General features: G+C 67.9%; 17 protein-coding genes. 7 read left to right on the forward strand and 10 right to left on the reverse strand.

What is annotated here, in order from left to right:
• Position 1: 1 nt before the first annotated feature.
• The 7 genes from AC07OX_RS22715 to AC07OX_RS22745 form a co-directional block, all read right to left on the reverse strand.
• Positions 2-1,285 carry a CpaE/TadZ family protein gene (locus AC07OX_RS22715; RefSeq protein ID WP_495262324.1) on the reverse strand — a complete coding sequence of 428 codons (1,284 nt, stop codon included), beginning with the start codon at positions 1,283-1,285 and terminating at the stop codon, positions 2-4.
• A gap of 41 nt (positions 1,286-1,326) precedes the next feature.
• Complete coding sequence (locus AC07OX_RS22720) at positions 1,327-2,700, reverse strand: type II and III secretion system protein family protein (protein ID WP_495262323.1); 1,374 nt, start codon at positions 2,698-2,700, stop codon at positions 1,327-1,329.
• 48 nt (positions 2,701-2,748) lie between these two features.
• Positions 2,749-3,753, reverse strand: coding sequence for a Flp pilus assembly protein CpaB (gene cpaB / locus AC07OX_RS22725; protein ID WP_495262322.1), 1,005 nt, complete (start codon positions 3,751-3,753; stop codon positions 2,749-2,751).
• Between the two features lie 81 nt (positions 3,754-3,834).
• Positions 3,835-4,332, reverse strand: coding sequence for an A24 family peptidase (locus AC07OX_RS22730; protein WP_495262321.1), 498 nt, complete (start codon positions 4,330-4,332; stop codon positions 3,835-3,837).
• 13 nt (positions 4,333-4,345) lie between these two features.
• Positions 4,346-4,534 (reverse strand): Flp family type IVb pilin, encoded by a 189-nt coding sequence (locus AC07OX_RS22735; protein WP_495262460.1) that lies wholly within the window; start codon positions 4,532-4,534, stop codon positions 4,346-4,348.
• 412 nt (positions 4,535-4,946) lie between these two features.
• A complete protein-coding gene (locus AC07OX_RS22740) occupies positions 4,947-6,422 on the reverse strand; it encodes a L,D-transpeptidase family protein (protein WP_495262320.1) in 1,476 nt (491 codons plus the stop codon).
• Entirely contained in the window at positions 6,422-7,597 is a 1,176-nt protein-coding gene (locus AC07OX_RS22745) for a nuclear transport factor 2 family protein (protein ID WP_495262319.1), read from the reverse strand. The genes AC07OX_RS22740 and AC07OX_RS22745 overlap by 1 nt, the downstream gene beginning before the upstream one ends.
• A gap of 205 nt (positions 7,598-7,802) precedes the next feature.
• On the opposite strand from AC07OX_RS22745, the gene AC07OX_RS22750 reads away from it, so the two are divergent.
• Positions 7,803-8,807 (forward strand): Bug family tripartite tricarboxylate transporter substrate binding protein, encoded by a 1,005-nt coding sequence (locus AC07OX_RS22750; RefSeq protein WP_095746745.1) that lies wholly within the window; start codon positions 7,803-7,805, stop codon positions 8,805-8,807.
• A gap of 27 nt (positions 8,808-8,834) precedes the next feature.
• Here the strand turns inward: AC07OX_RS22750 and AC07OX_RS22755 are convergent, their stop codons facing one another.
• Positions 8,835-9,632: an IclR family transcriptional regulator domain-containing protein gene (locus AC07OX_RS22755; protein ID WP_492730959.1), complete on the reverse strand. Its 798-nt coding sequence runs from the start codon at positions 9,630-9,632 to the stop codon at positions 8,835-8,837.
• A gap of 137 nt (positions 9,633-9,769) precedes the next feature.
• Between AC07OX_RS22755 and AC07OX_RS22760 the strand changes: the two genes are divergently transcribed.
• The 6 genes from AC07OX_RS22760 (at position 9,770) to AC07OX_RS22785 (ending at position 17,859) form a co-directional block, all read left to right on the forward strand.
• Positions 9,770-10,471: a 3-oxoacid CoA-transferase subunit A gene (locus tag AC07OX_RS22760; protein ID WP_492686569.1), complete on the forward strand. Its 702-nt coding sequence runs from the start codon at positions 9,770-9,772 to the stop codon at positions 10,469-10,471.
• Positions 10,468-11,115, forward strand: a complete 648-nt coding sequence (locus tag AC07OX_RS22765; protein ID WP_495262318.1) for a 3-oxoacid CoA-transferase subunit B — start codon at positions 10,468-10,470, stop codon at positions 11,113-11,115. Before AC07OX_RS22760 ends, AC07OX_RS22765 begins: the two co-directional genes overlap by 4 nt.
• Before the next feature lie 30 nt (positions 11,116-11,145).
• A complete protein-coding gene (gene pcaF / locus AC07OX_RS22770; RefSeq protein WP_070062661.1) occupies positions 11,146-12,351 on the forward strand; it encodes a 3-oxoadipyl-CoA thiolase in 1,206 nt (401 codons plus the stop codon).
• Positions 12,351-13,328 carry a Bug family tripartite tricarboxylate transporter substrate binding protein gene (locus AC07OX_RS22775; protein ID WP_495262317.1) on the forward strand — a complete coding sequence of 326 codons (978 nt, stop codon included), beginning with the start codon at positions 12,351-12,353 and terminating at the stop codon, positions 13,326-13,328. The genes pcaF and AC07OX_RS22775 overlap by 1 nt, the downstream gene beginning before the upstream one ends.
• A 59-nt stretch (positions 13,329-13,387) precedes the next feature.
• A complete protein-coding gene (locus AC07OX_RS22780; protein ID WP_495262316.1) occupies positions 13,388-14,398 on the forward strand; it encodes a Bug family tripartite tricarboxylate transporter substrate binding protein in 1,011 nt (336 codons plus the stop codon).
• Between the two features lie 350 nt (positions 14,399-14,748).
• Positions 14,749-17,859 carry an autotransporter outer membrane beta-barrel domain-containing protein gene (locus AC07OX_RS22785; protein ID WP_495262315.1) on the forward strand — a complete coding sequence of 1,037 codons (3,111 nt, stop codon included), beginning with the start codon at positions 14,749-14,751 and terminating at the stop codon, positions 17,857-17,859.
• Positions 17,860-17,888: 29 nt separating this feature from the next.
• Here AC07OX_RS22785 and AC07OX_RS22790 read toward each other — a convergent pair whose 3' ends face one another.
• Both AC07OX_RS22790 and AC07OX_RS22795 read right to left on the reverse strand, forming a co-directional pair.
• The gene (locus AC07OX_RS22790; protein WP_070062657.1) at positions 17,889-18,308 is read right to left on the reverse strand and encodes a ribbon-helix-helix domain-containing protein; all 420 of its coding nucleotides are present in this window, start codon (positions 18,306-18,308) and stop codon (positions 17,889-17,891) included.
• Positions 18,309-18,382: 74 nt separating this feature from the next.
• Positions 18,383-18,961 (reverse strand): DJ-1/PfpI family protein, encoded by a 579-nt coding sequence (locus AC07OX_RS22795; RefSeq protein WP_139704853.1) that lies wholly within the window; start codon positions 18,959-18,961, stop codon positions 18,383-18,385.
• Between the last annotated feature and the right edge of the window lie 44 nt (positions 18,962-19,005).

The raw sequence follows: 19,005 nt of genomic DNA on the forward strand, positions 1-19,005 counted from the left end.
ATCAGCCTTGGTTATCTCTCTTCCAGAGCCCCGTGATCTGCGCCATCAGTGCCACCCAGCGTGGGTCCTTGGCAGGCGGTTGACCGGAGACGGACATGTATTCCTGGTGCAGGGTGCGAGCCAGGCCGCCGACAGCCTGTGCATACGGATCGTTGCGGGCGGTGCGCACGAGCATTTCGCCGCGGCAGCCGGCGGCGAGCAGCTGGCTGCTGCGTTCGGGAAGCACATGCTGCAGCGGCAGTTCGAGGCGTTCGGCGATGTCCTTGGCCGACAGGCCGACGCGAGCGTCGAACTTGTTCACGACCAGTGTCATCCGCTCGGTCTCGACGTTGCGAGCGCGCAGCTCCTTCAGCATGTTGGCCGTCGAGACGATGGCGCCGATGCTTTGGTCGCACACCACCCAGGCGTTCTGTGCTTCGCGCACGGTCTGGGCGATGAAGTCGATGGTCGAGAAGCCGCCGAGGTCGGCGATCTGGAAGTCGAAGAAGTCGGCCAGCCGGCGGATCAGCGAGACGGAATCGGCGTGCGAGATCTCGCGCACCTGCGCCAGGTTGGTCGGCAGCGGCAGCACGGCGACGCCGCTGGTGTGATGCGCCAGTGCGGTGTGCAACAGGGTCTGGTCGAGGCGCCGCAGATTGCGCACGCCATCGACGAAGCTGAAACCGCTTTGCGTATTCAGGTACAGCAGGCCGTCGCGTGCGGGCAGGCCCAGGTCGAGCAGCGCCACGCCATGACGGCCGTTGCGGCCTGGCGGGCGTGCGGGCGCTTGTCCCAACTGGTCGTACAGCGTGAGCGCCAGGCTCGTGGCCAGCGTGGTGACGCCCAGGCCGGCACGCGCGCCCAGCAGGGCCAGCGTGCTGCCATGCAGGCCCCCGGGGAGCGAGCGCCGCTTTTCGAGAAGCGCGCGCAGGGTGCCCACGGCTTCATCGGGCGTGGCCGAGAGGTCGATGAAGTCGTCCACACCGGCGCGAAGGGCGGCCAGCATGGCGGCGGGTTGCGACGACACGCCGGCGGCCAGCACGGGCAAGGTCGGCCAGTCGCGCTTCAGGCGCTGATGGAGTTCGCTGGCTGCGGTGGCCTGCTCGGGCGAGAAATCGATGAACACGGCCACGGGGCCGAGCAGGGAAATGCGCTCGTCGATCGTCTTCGTGTCCTGGCTCAGGACGACGACCGAGCCTTCGTGGCTCAGGGCGTCGGTCAGCCAGGTGATGTGGCCGCCGTTGGCCGACGCGAACAGGTAGGTTTCGCTGCCAGTTTCCGGAAGGTTGTCGCGTGGGGCGTTCATGGTGCCGTTCTGCGATGTGCGATTCGTAAGACCGTCATCCATCAGCGGGAGAAGCCCGGCACCGCCGTGTTGGCTGCGCCGCCGAGGAAGTGCGAGCGCCACACGGGGCCGTCGCGCTGTTCGGCGCCGCCTGGGAGGTAGGGCGTCAGATCGGTGTTGCGGGCAATCGGCTTGACCAGATGCGGGGTGACGAGGATCACCAGTTCCTTCTCGTTCATCTGGTACTTGTTCTGGCGGAAGAAGGTGCCCAGGATCGGGAGGTCGCCCAGCAGCGGGACTTTGTCGACATTCGAGGTGGTGGTGCGACTGACGAGGCCACCGATGATGAAGCTCTCTCCATCGCCCAGTTCAACGGTCGTGTCGGCGCGGCGTGTGGTGATTGCGGGCACAGCAACGCCGCCGATGCTGAGTGAGTTGGTGTAGTCGAGGTCGCTGGCTTCAGGTGCCACTTTGAGCACGATGCGGTCGTTGGAGAGCACGGTGGGCGTCAGGGTCAGACCGATGCCGAAGGGCTTGTATTCGATGCTCGTGGTGCCCAGGCCTTGAGGGGCAGGAACGGGCAATTCCCCGCCAGCCAGGAAGCTGGCACTCTGGCCCGACATCGCGACGAGGGTGGGCTCGGCAAGCACTCGGGCCATGCCGTTGCCTTCGAGAAATCCGACGTTCAAGCCGATGCCGGCTTTGCCGAAGTTGAACAGCAGGCTGAAAGCTTGGGCCAGTGGATTGCTGTATTCACCACTGATGGAGCCATTCGAAGCGAAGGTGGTGCTGCCCAGCGAAGAGGGACCAAAGACCCCGAAGCTGAATCCGTTCGAGTTGGCGCGTGTGCTGAAGATGTTCAGGCCTGCCTGCTTGAGCACGCTCCGGTTGAACTCCACCACCTTCACTTCGACCTGAACGGTGTTGCTGCGCACATTCACGATGGAGCGGTCGATAATTTCCGCCTTATCGGCTGCACTGGCGAGGGCTGTGTCGCGGGCCTGCTGATGCGCGGCCATGCTGTCCATGGTTCCGGCAAGGATGGCACTGCGGCGCCGTACTTCGACGGCGTAAGTCGTCGCCGCTGTGTTGCCCTTTTCCCAGACCATCAGCGTTGTGCGTCCTGCCGCCTTGCCGGTGATGATTAGTCGTGCCGCGGGAGAGCTTGGTGTCTTGCGCGTGACCGTGACAGCCGCCACGGCCTCATCGGCGATGGCCATCCGCTCAATGCCCTTGTCGATCAGAAGCTCCTGTTGAGTGCCTGCATTGAGGATCAGCGGCCGCTGGGGCTGTGCTCGCACAGCCTGAGTGTCTGCGGCATTGGTGGCGAGCGGCCAAGCCGCCTGGGCCAGCGCGCACAAGGCGATCAGCGACGAACGCAGCAGCGACGGGGCACCCGAAGGGCTGCTCGACGGTTCGCGTGGCGTGTAGGGCATGGGGCTTCTTTCCTGGATGACAGACGTGGCAGCTGAGGTGCGCTGTACTCAATAACTCATTGTTTCGCTGCGGTCGCCGCGAATGACTTCGACTTGAAGGCCGCCGCGGGCTGTATTTGGCTGGGCGGTTCGCGCGCCGGCGGAGATGGTGCGTGCTTCGGTCAACGCGGGTCGGACGGCAATGCTCTTGCCACCCGTCACAAGATCGACAGCAGTCAGGCCGGCTTGTGCGCGGTCGAGGCCTTCCAGAGGAGGGCGGCGAGGCTCACCGGGCCGGATCGACGCGGGCTGCAACGCCGTCGGGAGATCTGCGAAGAGCTTGGGGTCGGGTTCGGCCATATCGTTGGGATTGCGCAGCGCCAGCATCAGTCGGCCCGTCGCATCGCCGATCGTGAGGCGGTTCACGTCGTCCACAGGCACGGCGAGCACGGCGGTGCGGGCCGCTTCGGTGCGTTGGACCTGTTGTTGCTGTTGCTGCTTGTCCGCTGTTTTCGAGGGAAGTCCATCGACGGATGAAGATCCGAAGGCGAGCACGCGCTTGCGCGAGAGAAGCAATCGGGCTTGACTGCGGTCCACGTCCTTGCCGTCCGACTTCAGTGTGATGAATACGTCGACAAGATCGCCAGGCTGAATCTTGTTGCCGACGCCCATGATCTCGTCGGCCTTGATCGCGACCGCGCGCTCGCCTTCGCCTACACGGAGAGCGAGGCCGGAAACCAGCTGGTTCTCCATCACGGGCGTCCCCTCTGAGAGGTCGAGGACTGGGACGCGACCGACAGCCGCTGCTGCGTCCTGGAAGGCGCCAGCTGGATTGACGGTGAGCTGCTCGACGCGCAACGCGTCAGCGGCGATGACTTGGCCTGCAGGCAGAGGCTTGGTCGCGACCACCACCGGATAAGTGTTTGCCTGCTGGCCCTTGGCTTGGTCGGAAATAGGCGCTGCAGTCACCGCAGTTTTTGGAGGTGCCTGTCGGCCGAGCATCCAGGCATAGCCGCCCAACGCGAGAGCTAAGAGGACCAGGATGGCGGCGATGATTTTTGTGAGATTGATCATGGGCGGCGAACTGAAGGGAGGGGGCAAGCGATCAAGGGGAAAAGATGAAGGGCCTGCGAGACGGAGCAGAGTTGGCCGTGGCTAACTCTGTCGCCCCCAAACCATCCACGCCGCAGAGGCCACGGCGAGGTAGGCCGCGTAAGGAATGATGCGAAGTCGTCGAGGTGAAGCGCCGGAATCAGATGCGTGTTTCGGGCCGGCCAGCATGACGACCAGTCGCGGGAAGAAGGGCCATTGCTTCAGGGTCTGCCAAAGCAAGGCGTGAGCGCCAGCCAATAGGCTGGCGATAACCCAGATCGGTAGCAGAGCAGACAAGCCGACCCACAGCCCAAGAACGCCTGCGAACTTCACGTCGCCTGCGCCCATGAGGTTGGTGGCATAGAAGGGCAACAAGAATCCGAAGCCCACTGCCGCACCCAAGCTCGCTTCAGTCCATCCAACATTGAATGGCTGGGCGACGACGGTAAGTGCGATCAGTGCAAGCACCGCGCCGGACAGCACAAGCCAGTTGGGGACGCGGCGTTCGCGAAGGTCATAGACGATGGCAAAGACCAGCCATAACAAGCATGCGAGCGCCATGAGCCGGGGTGCCTTAGGGCGTTGTCGGCGTTCCTGCCGCCGTGATGGCTGTGTTGATTTTCTGAAAGATGACCTTGAGCTTGTCGCCAATTCCGGGGAGAAACGCAATGATGGCAACCGAAATCAGCCCCGCAATAATTCCATATTCAATTGCAGTAGCACCTTCTTCATCGCGCAGAAAACGAGTAATAGAACTAAGCATGGTGATCTCCTGAAAGGAAGTGTTAACAAAGGCTGGCACGGTGGATGTTATACAGCGTAACTCCGTGTATCAACAGGAGAAACACACCGGATCGAGTCCCGGATGTGCTACTCGGAGGGGTAAAGCAGGAAGGCGGCCAGCCTCGTTCGGCCCCCACAACGGGGCAGAAAAGGTCACTTATTCACAGTCTGGAGATGTTCGTTTCCCTCTGTAAACCGCATGCACACTGGCATGGACGAGGGGAACGCGTTACGGGCGTGGGAACGTCCGAAAGTTGAGCGTTACGGGAACATGCCCGTTACGTGTTACGTAGCGCGGTACCTAGGAGTGCAATTTGTAACACTCGACAAGGCGGCTCCATTTGGGCAATAAATCACACTTTTGGGGCCGAGACCCCTTCGGTGATGTGGGCTCAGCCGAGGATTTCTTCGTGGAAGAGCTTCCACTCGCCGCCCTGGCGCAGCCAGTACTGGCGGCGGGTGCGGCCGTTCTTCTCGCCCTCGAACACCTCGCCGAAGGTGGCGACCATGGTGTCCTCGGTGTCGCGCCAGTGCAGGTACGACGTGTCCTTGATTTGCACTCGTTTACCTTGTGCGTAGGTCAATTCGTCGCGGAGTACCGCATCGGCATCGACGGGCTTGCGGCTGGCGCGCTGGAAATCCGGCAAATAGAATTTTTTCAATTGCGCTTCATTGCCGCTGGCGCGCGCGTCTTTCCAGGCGGTAATTGAATCGGCGAATTTCTTTGTTTCTTTTTCGGCCTGCGGCTGCGAAATCCATTGCAGGCTGCGCGCGGTGACGACGGGGGTGGCGCCGATCTGGACCTTGCGCAGCAGCTGCTTGAGGTCGGGGTTGGCCATGACGACGCAACCGTCGCTGGCCAGCGGCGCCCGCGCGAACTGCTGGGGCGGGGTGCCGTGCAGCCAGATGCCGCTGCCGGTCTTGCCGCGCCGCACGTCGTACGGGTTGGGGTAGTTGATGGGCAGGGCGCCGGCGCCGTAGAAGTCTTTCAGCGAGCGCGGGTCGAGGCTGCTGGTGATGTAGTACACGCCCAGCGGGGTGCGCGCGTCGCCTTCGACGGCCTTGTCGGTGCCCGACTTGCCGACGGAGATGTAGTAGTCGGCGACGAGCTTCAAGCCCTTGTCGGAGTTCTCGAACAGGTACAGCCGCGAGCGCGAGGCGTCGACGGCAATGGCGAAGCGGCTGCGGGTCGAGAGGGTGAGGAACTGCGAGGGCACGGTGCCGGCGGGCGGGCGTTCGCGCAGGGCCTGCAGGCGGCGGCGCGATTCCTCGTGCAGCTCGACCATGGCCGGGTTGCCGCGCAGGCGCGCGATGCCGGCGGTGTCGGGCATGGCGTTCGACGGCGGCACCTGCGCCGCGAGCAGGTCGCCGTACACGAGCTGCGCGAGCTGGAAGTTCGGGTGGTCGCGCACGAGGGTCTGGGCCTTGGCCAGCGCCTCGCGGGTCTTGCCGCGACCGAACAGTTCGTAGACGCCGATCAGGCGGGCCTCGGCGCCGCTGGCTTCCTGCAGCGGCGCGGCGGTTCTGGCGGTCTTGCGGGCCGGGCGCGTGGCGCCGGCATTGTCTGCTGCGACGGCGGACCGCTTGCCCTTGGCTTGCAGCTGCGTCTTGCTGGCGCCGCTGCCGGCCTTGCCACCTTTGGCTTCCTTGGCAGACGCGCGGCTGCCGCCCGCCTTGGCGGCCTTGGTGCCGCTGGTTTTGGCGTTGGCCGACTTGCTGCTGGAACTGTTGCTGTTGTTGGCTGCGAGCGCGGCGCCGGGCGTGGCCAGCAGGAGCGCAGAAGCGGCCGTCAAGGCCGCGAGCAGCTTCCCGCTCCGCAGCGGGAACGGGAGGGTCTGAAGCCGGCCGTGCCGGACGATGTCTGCCACTAGCCGCCGACGCTTTCCTTGCGAATGTGCCACTGGTTGCCGGAGCGTTGCAGCTCGAGCGTCTTACGGCTCGCGATGTTGAGGTTGTCGGCGCGGTAGACCTGGCGGAACTTGGCGGTGGCGGTCTGTCCGTCGACCTTGATCGCGAGGTTCTCGAGGTTCACGCTGATGCTGGACTTGCCGACGATGCGCGCGCGGCGGTCTTCTTCCCAGGCCTTGCGGCTCTGGCCGCCGGCGGGCACGAAGTCGCTGCCGTAGGCGGCGAGGTAGCGGTCCATGTCCTGGCTGGCCCATGCCGAGGCCCAGCCGCGCACGACGGATTCGATCTCGGCGTTGGAAGCCGGGGCTGCAGCAGGCGCTGGTGCCGGTGCCGGTTCAGGCGTCTTGGCGACCGGCGCGGGGGCTGCGGCCACCTTGACGGGCGGTGCGACAGGCGCAGCGGCGGGTGCCGGCGCGGGCGCAGGCGGGGCCTTGGCGACGGGCGCAGGAGCGGGCACGGGTGCCGGAGCAGGTGCCTTGGCAACCGGTGCGGGCGCAGGCGCCGGGGCGGGAGCCTTCGCAGCTGGAGCTGGTGCAGGCGTCGTCGTGGCCGAGGCGACGAGGGTCGAGCCCTTGGAGCCGGCCGCCGGCGGGGCGGTGAAGAGCGTGCGAATCACGGCCAGCTTGGGCTGCACCGCGGTGTTGTTCTGGTCGAGTTGCAGCGCCTTGCTGTAGGCCTGGCTGGCCAGCCGCGCGTACACGTCGCCGAGGTTTTCCTGGGCGGTGGCGTAGCTGGGGTTGGTGCGAATGGCGCTTTCGAGGGCGTTGCGGGCCTTGTCGAACTGGTTCTGGCTCGCGTAGATGACGGCGAGGTTGTTGAACGGCTCGGGCAGCTCGGGCGCATCCTGCGTGAGCTGGGTGAAGGCGGCGATGGCTTCTGCGCGCTTGCCGGTGTCGAGCTGGATCACGCCCTTCAGGAAGCGCATCTGCGGATCGCGCGGCTTGTCCTTGAGGAAGGCCTCGGCCTTGGTCATGGCCTCGTCGAGCTTGCCGGACTGCATCAGGCGGTCGACCTCTTCGTGCTCGGTCGCGGCCAGCGCGGGAAGCGCGGCGCCGCAGGCCGCAACGGCCAGAAGCAGGGCGCGCACGGTGGGGGAGAAGCTGAAGCGGGCGCGAGGCCGGGGGCTCTTGGGCATTGCGGACAAGACCTCGTTGGTGGGGAAGGGGAATGCGGCAGGCATTGTAAATGCGCCCGTCACCTCTGGATACCAAGCTGACGGAGCCCTGCGATGGCCCTATTCACAGTTGTGCCGAACTTGTGCGCTGCAGCATCATCATGTAACGTCTCGTAAGCAAAATGCACGTGTTTACCCTGATTTTTCCAACCCTCCGGAGTCCGTTTTGAAGATCACCAAACGCCGCCTGCTCGAAGGCGGCGCTGCAGCCATTGCCACCTCGCTGTTCACGCCGGCCTCGTGGGCCCAGCGCGCAGCAGGCGGCGATGCCGCCTGGCCAACCAAGCCCGTGCGCATCCTCGTGGGCTTTCCGGCGGGTGCCTCGCCCGACCTGGCGGCGCGCGCCATCGCGGAGCCGCTCTCGAAGCTCCTGCGCCAGCCGGTGACGGTGGAGAACAAGCCCGGCGCCAGCGGCAACCTCGTGGCCGCCGAAGTGGCCAAGGCCACGGACGACCACACGATCGGCGCGCTCATCAACGGCAACCTCACGATCGCCAAGCTGCTGAACCCCTCGCTCGACTTCGACCCCGAGAAAGACTTCGCACCCGTTGGCCTGATCGGCACCGCGCCGCTGGTGCTGGTGGTGTCGGGCAGCGCCACGGGCAAGTCTGCAGCCGACCTGCTGCTGTGGGTGCGCAACCTGGGCAGCGCCGGCAAGTACGGCACGCCGGGCGTGGGCACGGTGGGCCACCTGGGCATGGAACTGCTCAAGAGCCGCGCGGCCATCACCGCGCAGCACAAGCCCTACACCGGCAACCCGCAGGTGATCGCCGGCATCCTCGCCGGCGAGATCCAGCTGGCGCTGCTGCCGCCGGGCCTGGCGATGCCGCACGTGAAGTCGGGCAAGCTCAAGGCCATCGGCGTGACCTCGCCCGAGCGCAGCCCGCTGGTCAACGAGCTGCCGACGATCCGCGACGCCGACGTGCGCGGCGCCGACCTCGAGATCTGGACCGCGCTCGCAGCCCCCGTCAGCATGAAGCCGGCGGCGGTGGCCAGGCTCAATGCCGCGCTGGTCGAGGTGATCAGTTCGCCCGAGGTGAGCGGCGAGCTGCTCAAGACTGGCTGGCAGGCGCAGCCCGGCTCGCCCGACACGCTGGCCAAGCGCATGCGCGCCGACACCACGCGGCTGGGCGGCGTGATCCTCATGAAAGGCATCCGTTCGGAGGCCTGAGCCAGCGCCGGAGCGATCGCGCTGCGGCTACAGCAGCGCAGACACCTGCCGTGCCGCATCGATCAGCGCCGGCAGCATCGTCTCCTGCATCACCTTCGCGCTGGTGCGGTTCGCCTGCCCGCTGATGTTCAGTGCGGCCACCATGCGGCCCTGCCGGTTCACGATGGGCGCGGCCACGGAGATCAGGCCTTCTTCCAGTTCCTGGTTCACCAGGCACCACTGCTGCTTGCGCGCCTGGGCCACCTTGGCCATGAGCGCGTCGATGTCGGTCACGGTGTGCTTGGTCAGCGCCTCGAGGTTCGAGGCCTCGAGCCGCGCGCGCACCTCGTCGTCGCTCAAGTCGGCCAGCAGCAGGCGGCCCAGCGAGGTGCAGTACGCCGGCAGCCGTGAGCCCACGCCCAGGCTGATGCGCATGATCTTCTGCGTGGGCACGCGCAGCACGTAGACGATGTCGGTCGCGTCGAGCACGGCGGCCGAGCAGGACTCCTGCACCTGCTGCACCAGCGCCTCCATCACGGGCTCGGCGCGGTTCCAGATCGGCATCGACGACAGGTACGCAAAGCCCAGGTCGAGGATGCGCGGCGTGAGTGTGAAGAGCTTGCCGTCGGTCACCACATAACCCAGCGTCTGCAGCGTGAGAAGAATGCGCCGCGCCCCCGCACGCGTGAGGCCGCTGCCGGCCGCCACCTCGCTCAGGGTCTGGTGCGGTGCGCTCGCGCTGAACGAGCGGATCACCTGCAGGCCGCGCGCAAAAGATTGCACGTAGCTGTCGCCGGGGGCGGGCGTGTCGGCGGTGGAAGTGACGGAAACGGGGTGGGTTGCCATGGCGAGCGATCCTCTCTAAAATTCATTATACGAACAAAAGTTCTTTAGGCGAACAAATTGCGATTCGCGAGGATTCGTGAATTCGGCAGGGTGTTCGGACCGTTCGGTTTCTTTCTTCACTCCCGGAGACAGGCTTCATGATCAACAAGATCGCGCGCTCGGTCGCCGATGCCCTGGCAGGCATCCAAGACGGCGCCACGGTGCTCATCGGCGGTTTCGGCACCGCCGGCATTCCAGGCGAACTCATCGACGGCCTCGTCGAGCAGGGCGCCAAGGACCTCACGGTCGTCAACAACAACGCAGGCAATGGAGAGACGGGCCTGGCGGCGCTGCTCAAGGCCGGGCGCGTGCGCAAGATCATCTGCAGCTTTCCGCGCCAGGCCGACAGCCAGGTGTTCGACGGCCTGTACCGCAGCGGCAAGATCGAGCTCGAGCTCGTGCCCCAGGGCAACCTGGCCGAACGCATCCGCGCGGCGGGTGCCGGCATCGGCGCCTTCTACTGCCCCACGGGCTACGGCACGCAACTGGCCGGCAACCGCGAAACCCGCGAGATCGACGGCGTGCAGTACGTGCTCGAGTACCCCATCCATGGCGACGTGGCGCTCATCAAGGCCGAGCGCGGCGACCGATGGGGCAACCTGGTCTACCGAAAGGCCGCGCGCAACTTCGGCCCGGTGATGGCCATGGCCGCGAAGAAGACCATCGCCACCGTGCACGACATCGCAGAGCTCGGCACCCTCGACCCCGAGACCATCGTGACCCCGGGCATCTTCGTGCACCAGGTGGTGCGCATCGAACGTGTCGCCACGCAGGCCGGCGGCTTCAAGAAGGCAGCATGACCATGGCATACACCCGTCGCACCAAAGACCAACTGGCAGCCCGCGTCGCACAAGACATCTTCGACGGCGCTGTCGTCAACCTCGGCATCGGCCAGCCCACGCTCGTGGCCAACCACCTGCCGCAGGGCCGCGAGGTCATCCTGCAAAGCGAGAACGGCATCCTCGGCATGGGCCCCGCGCCTGAAGCCGGCGAAGAAGACTACGACCTCATCAATGCCGGCAAGCAGCCCGTCACGCTGTTGCCGGGCGGTTCGTTCTTCCACCACTCGGACAGCTTCGCGATGATGCGCGGCGGCCACCTCGACATCTGCGTGCTCGGCGCGTTCCAGGTGTCGGCCACCGGTGACCTTGCCAACTGGCACACGGGCGAGAAAGACGCCATTCCCGCGGTCGGCGGCGCGATGGACCTGGCCATCGGCGCCAAGCAGACGTGGGTCATGATGGACCTGCTCACCAAGCAGGGCGCGAGCAAGCTGGTGCAGCAGTGCACCTATCCGCTGACCGGCATCGGCTGCGTCAAGCGCGTGTACTCCGACCTCGCCACGCTCGAATGCACGCCGCAGGGCCTGAAGCTCGTCGACACCGTCGAGGGCCTGAGCCGTGAAGAACTCGAGACGCTGATCGGCCTTCCGATCGCCGCCTGATCCGTTCCACCCATTCAAGAGACAACTCACATGACCAACCAAGCCTTCATCTGCGACGCCGTCCGCACCCCCTTCGGCCGCTACGGCGGTTCGCTCAGCAGCGTGCGCACCGACGACCTCGGTGCCGTGCCCCTGCGCGCACTGATCGAGCGCAACAAGAACGTCGACTGGCAGGCCGTGAGCGACGTGCTCTACGGCTGCGCCAACCAGGCCGGCGAAGACAACCGCAACGTTGCGCGCATGTCGGCGCTGCTCGCGGGCCTGCCGATCGAAGTGGGCGGCGGCACCATCAACCGCCTGTGCGGTTCGGGCCTCGATGCACTGGGCACCGCCGCGCGCGCCATCCGCGCCGGTGAAGCCGGCCTCATGATCGCTGGCGGCGTCGAAAGCATGAGCCGCGCGCCCTTCGTCATGCCCAAGGCCGAGAGCGCCTTCAGCCGCAACAACGCGGTGTACGACACCACCATCGGCTGGCGCTTCGTCAACAAGCTCATGAAGGCGCAGTACGGCGTCGACTCGATGCCCGAGACGGCCGAGAACGTGGCCACCGACTACAAGATCGAGCGCGAAGCGCAAGACCTGATGGCGCTCAACTCGCAGCTGCGCGCTGTCGCTTCGCAGAAGTCCGGCTTCTTCGACGCCGAGATCGTGCCCGTGAGCGTGCCCCAGAAGAAGGGCGACGCCCTCATCGTCAACAAGGACGAGCATCCGCGTGACACCACGCTGGAGGCGCTGGCCAAGCTCAAGCCCATCGTGCGCCCCGACGGCACCGTCACCGCCGGCAATGCCAGCGGCGTGAACGACGGCGCCTGTGCGCTGCTGCTGGCCGATGAAGCCAGCGCCGCCAAGCACGGCCTCACGCCGCGCGCCCGCGTGGTCGGCATGGCCACGGCCGGTGTGGCGCCGCGCATCATGGGCATCGGCCCGGCGCCCGCCACGCAGAAGGTGCTGGCGCTCACCGGCCTCACGCTCGACCAGATCGACGTCATCGAACTCAACGAAGCCTTCGCCGCACAAGGCCTCGCCGTGCTGCGCCTGCTGGGCCTGAAGGACGACGACGCGCGCGTGAACATCAACGGCGGCGCCATCGCACTGGGCCACCCGCTCGGCGCCAGCGGCGCACGCCTGGCCACCACCGCGGTGAACCAGCTGCACAAGGGCGGCGGCCGCTACGCGCTGTGCACGATGTGCATCGGCGTGGGGCAGGGCATTGCCGTGATCCTGGAACGCGTCTGATGGGCCTCGCCCGACGCGAGCTGCTGCTGGGCCTGCTGGCAGCAGCGGGCCTGCCGGCGCATGCGCAGCAAAGCGATGCCAAGCCGATCCGCATCGTCGTGCCCTTCGCGGCCGGCGGCGGCAACGACGTGTTCGCGCGCCAGATGGCCAAGGGCCTGGGCGAGGTGCGCAAGTCCGGCGTCATCGTCGACAACAAGCCCGGCGCGGGCGGCAACCTCGGCACCGAGCAGGTGGTGCGCAGCACGCCCGACGGCAGCACGCTGCTGCTGGGCCACACGGGCACCGTGTCGATCAACCCTGCGCTGTACAAGGGCCTGAAGTTCGACGCCCGCAAGGACCTGCTGCCCGTCGCCATGTTCGCGTCGTCCGCGCTCGTGCTCGTGGTGCCCGCCGCCTCGAAGGTGCGCAGCGTGGCCGACCTCGTCAACGAGGCGAAGTCGCGCCCCGGCCTGCTCGACTACGCGTCGAGCGGCAGCGGCACGGGCGGCCACCTCACGGGCGAACTCTTCGCGCAGCGCACCGGCACCAGGATCAATCACATTCCCTACAAGGGCACCAACCCCGCGCTCACCGACCTCGCGGGCGGTCAGGTGCAAATGATGTTCAGCGTCATCCCGCCCGCGCTCGCGCTGGTCAAGGGCGGACGGCTGCGCGCCATTGCCGTCACGGGTGCGAAGCGCCTGCCGTCGCTGCCCGACGTGCCCACCGTGGCCGAGTCGGGCCTGCGAGAACTCGCGGGCTTCGAGAGCACGCTCACCTACGGCATCCTCGCGCCGCGCGGCACGCCCGAGACGTTCGTGAAGACGCTGTCGGCGCAGATGCTGCAGGTGGCGGGCGGCCCCGAGTTCCAGTCGCGCCTGGACGTGGAAGGCGCCGTGCCGCTGCTCGGCGGGCCGGCCGACTACGCCGCGCTCATCGCGAAGGAAAGCGCGCTGTGGGCCGGCATCGTCAAGGCCTCGGGCGCGTCGGTCGACTGACTGCGCGGCTCAGCGCTGCTCCTACCCAACCAACGATTTCTAAACCGGAGACTTCCCTCATGTCCTTCTTCCGTTCTTCGCTCTCGCGTCGCGCCATTGCCGCAGCCGTGCTGGCCCTGACCGCCGGCGGCCTGTTGCCGCTGACCGCCTCGGCACAGCAGCCCGTGGCCTTCCCGACCAAGCCCGTGCGCATCATCACGCCGTTCCCGGTCGGCGGTGGCCCGGACGGCGTGGCCCGCCTCGTGGCCGACAAGCTCTCGCGCGCCTGGGGCCAGCCGGTGGTGGTCGAGAACCGCCCGGGCGGCAACGGCTTCATCGCCATCGACGCCTTCAAGCGCGGTGCGAAAGACGGCCACGACATCATCGTGCTCGACAACGTGCACCTGGCCGCGTACCCCGCGCTGTTCAAGAAGCTGCCCTACGACGCCTCGAAGGACTTCGACGCGCTGCTGCCGCTGTTCAAGACGTATTTCTTCTTCACTGTCGCGACCAACAGCAAGTACAAGACCGTGGGCGACCTGATCGCCGACGCCAAGGCCAACCCCGGCAAGCTGGACTACGGCTCGTGGTCGGTCGGCAACCCGGTGCACCTGGGCTCGGAACTGTTCGAGTCGGCCACCGGCACGCAGATGGAGCACGTGATCTACAAGGAGACCACGCAGCTGTACACCTCGGTCGCCACCGGCGAGCTGGCCTTTGCGCTGGGCAGCAGCGCCACCGCCGGCCCGCTGCAGCGCGCCAACAAGCTGCGCTTCCTGGCCGTGGCCGCGCCCCAGCGCAACGCCGCCTTCCCCGACGTGCCGACCGTGGGCGAATCGGGCGGCCCGAAGGGCTTCGAGGTCATCGGCTGGAACGCCATCGCCGTGCCCAAGGGCCTGCCCGCTTCGGTGACGGAGAAGATCAAGCGCGACATCGAGAAGGGCCTGGCCGAACCCGACGTGCTGGAGAAGTTCAAGAGCTTCGGCTACGAGCCGTTCCCGACCACGCGCCCGCAGTTCGACCAGTTCGTGGCCACGGAAACGAAGCGCTTCACCGACGTGATCCGCAAGGCGAACGTGTCGCTGGACTGACAGCGCGCGCCCAGGGCGCATCCGCAATGAACAAGGCACCCGCGAGGGTGCCTTTTCTTTTGGGCGTCGCGTCCAGGGCGAGAGATTGTGCTGTCCAAAAGTCACATGTTACGTATGGATACGCGACAGGGTAGACCGTCTACCGAAGGGCTTGACAGAGGCGGAGTGGCCCCGCATGGGGCGGTCGCTCCCGTTTCAGGGTAGCCCCTTGCAGGGATACGCGTAACCGGCACCCGTTCTTACATTTTTGACTTGCAAATCCGAAATCGTCGCCGTGGGGAGGAGCAAGCCATTGCTGCTGCACACGGAGGTCCACCTGCCCAGTCAGTGAACGAAGAGGGAGTTGAGTCATGAACAAGATCTTCCGAACCCTGTGGAGTCCCACCGCCGGCACCTGGGTGGCCGCGCCAGAAATCGCGCGCGGCCACGCGCGATCGTGCAGCGGGGGCGGCGTGCGCGCGGTGGCGGCAGCTGCGGCAACGGCGGCGCTGTGGGTCTGCGTCGTGCCGGTGCTCGCGGCCGGGGGTGCGGGCGGCCAGCCGGTCGGCGACGCGTCGCTGAACGCGGGCACGGGCGGCAGCGACGGCACGGGCGGCAGCGGCGGGCTCAACGACACCACGGTCAATGCCTTCGGCGGCGCGGGCGGATCGTCCACGCCGGGCGGCGTCACGGCGGGGGCCAACGCCAGCATCGGCGGCTTCGGCGGTGCCACGCCGGGCACCGGTGGCGCGGCCGGCGCGGCCAGCACGCCCACCGGCCCCGGGGCGTTCCAGGGCGACGCCGGCGGCGCGGGCCAGGCGCAGACCGGCGACCCGGGCAACGGCAACGGCTATGGCGGCGGGGGTGGCGGCGGCTTCCAGGGGATGTCGATCGCCAACAACGTGGCCAATTCGTCCGACAGCTACACCGGCGGCATCGGTGGCGCGGGCGGCAACGGGTACTGGGCAGCGGGTGGTGGCGGCGCGGGCGGCTACGGTTCGATCCTCAGCGGCCCGCTCGGCAGCTACACGGCCACGGGATCTTCCACGGGCGGCGCCGGCGGCAAGGGCGGCGACGCCTTCTCGCAGGGCGGCGGCGGTGGCAGCGGGGGCGGCGGGTTCTACCTGAACGCGACCAACCCGGGACTCAGCTTCACCAACACCGGTCCCCTCACGGGCGGGGCGGGCGGTGCCGGCGGGGCCGAATTGGCGCCCGCCCGTTCCAACGCCTCGGGCGGCGGTGGCGGCGCAGGGGGCATCGGCGCGACGTTGGCGGGTGTCGCCGTCACCGTCGGCAACTCCGGCGCGATCACGGGCGGTGCCGGGGGCGCAGGCGGCGCGGCCGGCGGCGGTGCGGGCGGCACCGGTTCACCGGGCGCTGGCGGCGACGGCGGGGCGGGCCTCGCATCGATCGGCGCGGGCGCAACCCTCACCAACACCGGCACCATCGCCGGTGGGGCGGGCGGCGCTGGCGGGGCCAACAGCAACGGCGGACCGAGTGGTGCCAACGGCGTGGGCGGCGTCGGGGTGACGGGCGCCAACCTCGCGCTGACCAACGGCGGAACCATCTCGGGCGGCCTGGGCGGCGACGGCGTCACGCGCGCCGCGGCGGTCGCATTCACGGGCGGCACCAACAGCCTCACGCTGAACACCGGCTCGTCGATGACGGGCGCGATTTCGATCGGCGCGGGCGCCACCGCGAGCGTCATCGCGGGCGCCGGCGGCCTCAGCGTCAGCAACGCCTTGCTGCTGGGCGGCACGGGCACCATCGACACCAACGGGAACGCCCTGACGTGGACCGGCGCGATCTCCGGCGCCAGCGATCTGGTGAAGATCGGCGCGGGCGTGCTGACGCTCAGCGGTGCCGACACCCACTCGGGCGCCACCAACGTCGCGGCGGGCACCCTGCGTGCAGGCGCCGCCAACGTGCTCAGCAGCGCGAGTCCCTTCACGGTGGCCACCGGCGCGACGCTCGACCTGGCCGGCAACAGCCAGACCCTCGCGTCGATGGCCCACAGTGGCACCGTCTCGCTGGTGGGCGCGGTGCCGGGCACCACGCTCACCGTCAACGGTCCCTGGGTGGGCAACGGCGGCACGCTGCGACTGGGCACCGCGCTGGGCGGCAGCGCGAGCGCGAGCGACCGGCTCATCCTGAGCGGCGCCACCGCCGTCGCCAGCGGCACGACGAATGTGCAGATCACCAACCTGGGCGGCCTGGGCGCACTCACCACCGGCAACGGCATCGAAGTGATCAGCGCCCTCAACGGCGCGACCACCACCGCGCAGACGACCAAGAGCGCGTTCGTGCTGGCCGGCACGCACGTCGATGCGGGCGCCTACGAGTACCGGCTGCATGCGGCCGACGCCGCCGGCGCGGGCGAGAACTGGTACCTGCGCTCGACCGCTGCGCCCGTGACACCCGTGACGCCTGTCCCGCCCGGCACGCCGCCTGCCGGCGGTGGCGGCTCGGGCACTGGCGGCACCGGCGTCGTGCCCGTGCTCGCTGTGCCCACCTACCGCGCCGAAGTGCCGCTGTACGCCGCGCTGCCCGAGCAGCTGCGCCAGTCCAGCCTCGCGATGCTCGGCAACAGGCGCCTGCGCATGGGTGAGGACCTTGTAGCGGGCGCAAACCCGGCCAAGCCCACGCAGGGCTACCGCGAGGCGTGGGGGCGCATCATCAGCACCGAGCGCACCATCGCGCAGGGCGGCACCGTGAGCCCCACGAGCAAGGGGCGCCTCACGGGCTTCCAGGCCGGCACCGACCTGTGGGCCAACCCCGACTGGCACGCAGGCGTGTACGTCGGCCAGCTCGACGGCGACATGCGCGTGAACGGCTTTGCCAGCGGCCTGGCGAACCTCGGCGTGGGCACCAACAACCAGAAGAGCGAATACCTGGGCGCCTATGCCACCTGGAAGCACGCCAGCGGCGTGTACGTCGACGGCGTGCTGCAGGCCGGGCGCCACCGCTACACCGCCAGACCCACGCTGGGCTTCTCCCGGGGCGGCAAGGGCAACAGCCTGCTGGCGTCCATCGAGGTGGGGCAGTCGATTCCCATCGCGCAGAACTGGACCGTCGAGCCGCAGGTGCAATTGGTGCACCAGCGGGTGAGCCTGGGCGACACGGGCATCTCCGGCGCGCTCGTGCAGCAGAACAGCCACAACGGCTGGCGGGCACGCGCCGGCGTGCGCGTGAAGGGCGAGTTCGTCACCAGCGCCGGGGTGCTGCAGCCTTATGTGCGGGTCAATTTCCACCGCAGCAGCCGCGGCACCGACGTCACCCGCTTCGTCGGCCCGGCCGGCTTCACCGACATCGCGACGCGCACCGGCGGCAGCAGCACCGAGCTGGCGGCGGGGGCCACGCTGCAGGTGGCCGAGAACACGAGCGTGTATGTGGAGCTGGGCAAGCTGTGGTCGGGCTCCGGCGGCGACTCGCGCATCAAGAGCGGGGTCAATGCGAGCGTCGGCGTGAAGATGCGCTGGTGATCTCGTGAAGGGGCGCGCAAGGGCGGCGTCTACGCATGCCGCCGCGCGGCGGCATGGAGCGTGTGCACGCGGGCCTCGCCGGGCTGCGCAGGCGAAGGCCGACCCCAGCCCTGCGGCAGTTCATGCAGCACGGCGTTGGCATCGAGCGAGCGGATCGCGACCGACGTGTCGGCCGGAATCCGCCCCTGCGCCACCATCGCCTCGTAGCGCAACGCGCACACGCGCAGGAACGACGCGAAGTTTCCGACCTCGCCGCGCGCCGCCACCAGCTCGTCGTACAGCCGCTCGATGAGCTGCACCACGGCCATGCCGTCGCGCTGCGCGATCTCTTCGAGCACCTGCCAGAACAGGTTCTCGAGCCGGATGCTGGTGACCACGCCGTGCAGCCGCACCGAGCGCGTGCGCGCGTCGTAGCTTTGCGGATCGGCGCTGATGAAGACTTCGCACATGGGCCATCTCCTTGAGAGGCGGAATGAATCGGGGCGACGCGGCACTGTAGCGCCGCCCGTGTCCCTCCGTCCGATCAGTGTTCGATGCGGGTGCCCAGCACCACGAGGAACTGCGAGAGCCACGCCGGATGCGCCGGCCAGGCCGGTGCCGTGACGAGGTTGCGGTCGGTCACCGCCTGGTCGACCGGAATGCCCATGTACTCGGCGCCGGCCAGTTCCACCTCGACCTGGCAGGCCGGGTAGGCCGAGACCTTGCGGCCCTTGATGAGGCCCGTGGCCGCGAGCAGCTGCGCGCCGTGGCAGACGGCGGCCACCGGCTTGTCGGTGGCCAGGAAGTGGCGGGCGATCTCGACCACGCGAGGGTGCATGCGCAGGTACTCGGGCGCGCGGCCGCCGGGGATCACGAGCGCGTCGTAGGCCTCGGGGCGCACCTCGTCGAAGCTGGCGTTCAGCGTGAAGCGGTGGCCCGGCTTCTCGCTGTAGGTCTGCGCGCCCTCGAAGTCGTGGATGGCGGTATGCACCCAGTCACCGGCCTTCTTGTCGGGCGCCACCGCATGCACGGTGTGGCCGACGGCCAGCAGGGTCTGGAACGGCACCATGGTTTCATAGTCTTCGGCGTAGTCGCCGCAGAGCATCAGGATCTTGCGAGCCATCGGGTTTGTCTCCTTCGGATGAGGTGGGGCGAAACCGGCCGGCG

The organism is Variovorax sp. GW821-FHT09D07 (assembly GCF_059416345.1).